The following is a 1,910-nucleotide window of genomic DNA, read 5'->3' as shown; positions in this document are numbered from 1 at the left end:
ACCGTGTTAACGGATGCCAAGCCATATTCAAAGCACACTGAGCCTGTCCTTGGCACCGTCCTGCCAGCACCAGTGAGACCAGGGGAAACAGGCTGAACAACTGGGCCTGGTTCTTGACCCGCTCTGTATAGCGTGCCTTTCGGTAGCCGAAGAGGTTTTTGATGACATGAAGGGGTGCTCGACCTTGGCACAGAGACTTGCCTTGGACTTTTCGAACTCCAGCAGCAAAGTTTTATGGGTCTGTCTTCCATTTTCTTGATAGTGCCTCGCTTGGCCGCAATACAGCATTGGTAGTGCGCATCGGCCTTCTCTGCTTCCAGGTACTTCCACATGTCGGTGTAGCCGGCATCGCCGTATGCCCGATTATCGTCATTCCGTACCAGGAGGCAGGCCATGGTGACCTCGGCGACAGTGGCCGAGATGCCCCGAGGTGGCAACGATACTGTGAGTCAGCACGGTAACCGCATCGACACCAATATGGGCCTTCATGCCGAAATGCCACTGGTTGCCCTTCTTGGTCTGCTACATCTCCGGATCGTGTTGCTTGGCCTTGTTCTTGGTAGAGAGGAGGTCGCTACGATGGTGACCGTCAATGATGGTCCCCTCACGCATGAACAGGCCTGCTCGAGCAGGGGGGCACGGTACTGCCGACTAGGTCGATCATGGCGATGAAGTTAGCCTCGTTCCGGTAGCCGCGTGCTTGACCGGGCGGTCTGGAACAGACCGTTCATGCCCTCCAGGCGTGCGATGGCAGTCCCGAAACCCAGCGTCTCACCACCTGCTACGCATGCCGTTCCAGGGTAGCCAGCAGCTTGGCCTTCAGGTTGCCATTATCCAAGTGCTTCAAGACCGCCCCCCTGGAGACATTGAGATGCTCGTTCTCTCGACGTTCCTTGTTCCAAACCTCGTCCATCACCTTGGTGAATGTCTACAAGATGTGGAACCAATTGTCCGTCACCTCGGCGTTGGGCAGGTTCTCGGCAACCCCACTCAGGAAGGACTGACAGATGTCGCAGACCAGCTCGACGACGTTGCCCGGGTCGCCGCCAGATGCCATCTCTCCTAACCGACTACAAACGCAGCATCAGGTGGTTTGTGATCAATATTCGGTTTGGGTCTTGAGATCGCCATAGGCGATGTGGATCAGCTTCCGCATCGATGCCCCCAAGGCCGCCATCTTGCTTTTGCCATTGTCGGTCAAACGACGAAGAGCCAAAACTTTTCAGGGTGTCTGGAAGGGCGCCAACTATACTAAAGATGCGGCGTTTGCCGCAGTTTGTGATAAGGAGATCGCAAATGAAGACATTTCTTTTGGCTAGCGCTCTCACGCTAGGAATATCCGGCTTTTCTGCCGCCCAGGAGGCACCGAAATTCTTCAGTGAAACTTACCCCGAGCACGCCCTCCAATCGGCGCTTGAGGCTCGCAGCGCTCTCGGAAATGAACAGGCCGCGCTCGATGCCAAGACGCGGGAGCTAATCGGCCTCGCGGTCGCCGCTCAGATCCCATGCTCGTACTGCTCCTATGCCCATACCAATCGGGCGCAGGCTCAGGGTGCGAGTGAAGCCGAGATCCGCGAGGCGGTGGCGGTAGCCGCCCAAGTGCGGCACTGGAGCACGGTATTGAACGGAATGCAGTACGATCTCGAGGCATTCAAGAGCGAATTCGATGAGATGGCCGACGCGAACGAATGACTAATCCCACTGGCGCCGGTCTATCCCGACGGCGCCCTTTTTAAAAAAAGCAAGATACGAATTCCACACCCGACGACGAAGAGCCCTTTTTTGCCGGTCATTTTATTACCTTAGGCTGCCGTCGATTTTGACTTCAGATACACTCTCTTGGCGACACAATGCACTGACAGCATCGACAATGCCAGAGGCGATCAACCGCTGGTGGGCTTGCCCCGCCA

Annotated in this window: 2 protein-coding genes and 2 pseudogenes; 1 reads left to right on the top strand and 3 read right to left on the bottom strand. The window is 56.3% G+C overall.

Going from position 1 to position 1,910, the window contains the following annotated elements:
- From KG088_RS19410 to KG088_RS20210, 3 genes and pseudogenes are all read right to left on the bottom strand, one after another.
- Positions 1-630: pseudogene (locus KG088_RS19410) on the bottom strand (transposase); the annotation flags it as partial.
- A 298-nt stretch (positions 631-928) separates the two neighbouring features.
- Positions 929-1,057 carry a transposase gene (locus KG088_RS19405; RefSeq protein WP_213828269.1) on the bottom strand — a complete coding sequence of 43 codons (129 nt, stop codon included), beginning with the start codon at positions 1,055-1,057 and terminating at the stop codon, positions 929-931.
- Positions 1,058-1,099: 42 nt separating this feature from the next.
- Positions 1,100-1,207, bottom strand: a pseudogene (locus KG088_RS20210) (IS110 family transposase); the annotation flags it as partial.
- An 89-nt stretch (positions 1,208-1,296) separates the two neighbouring features.
- Between KG088_RS20210 and KG088_RS19395 the strand changes: the two are divergent.
- Entirely contained in the window at positions 1,297-1,692 is a 396-nt protein-coding gene (locus KG088_RS19395; RefSeq protein WP_213828264.1) for a carboxymuconolactone decarboxylase family protein, read from the top strand.
- Positions 1,693-1,910: the final 218 nt, after the last annotated feature.

Source organism: Halomonas jincaotanensis (genome assembly GCF_018448785.1).
GTDB classification, from domain to species: Bacteria; Pseudomonadota; Gammaproteobacteria; order Pseudomonadales; family Halomonadaceae; genus Halomonas; species Halomonas jincaotanensis.
Note: the sequence above shows the minus strand (reverse complement) of the source record. Positions and strands in the feature narration are given on the sequence as shown.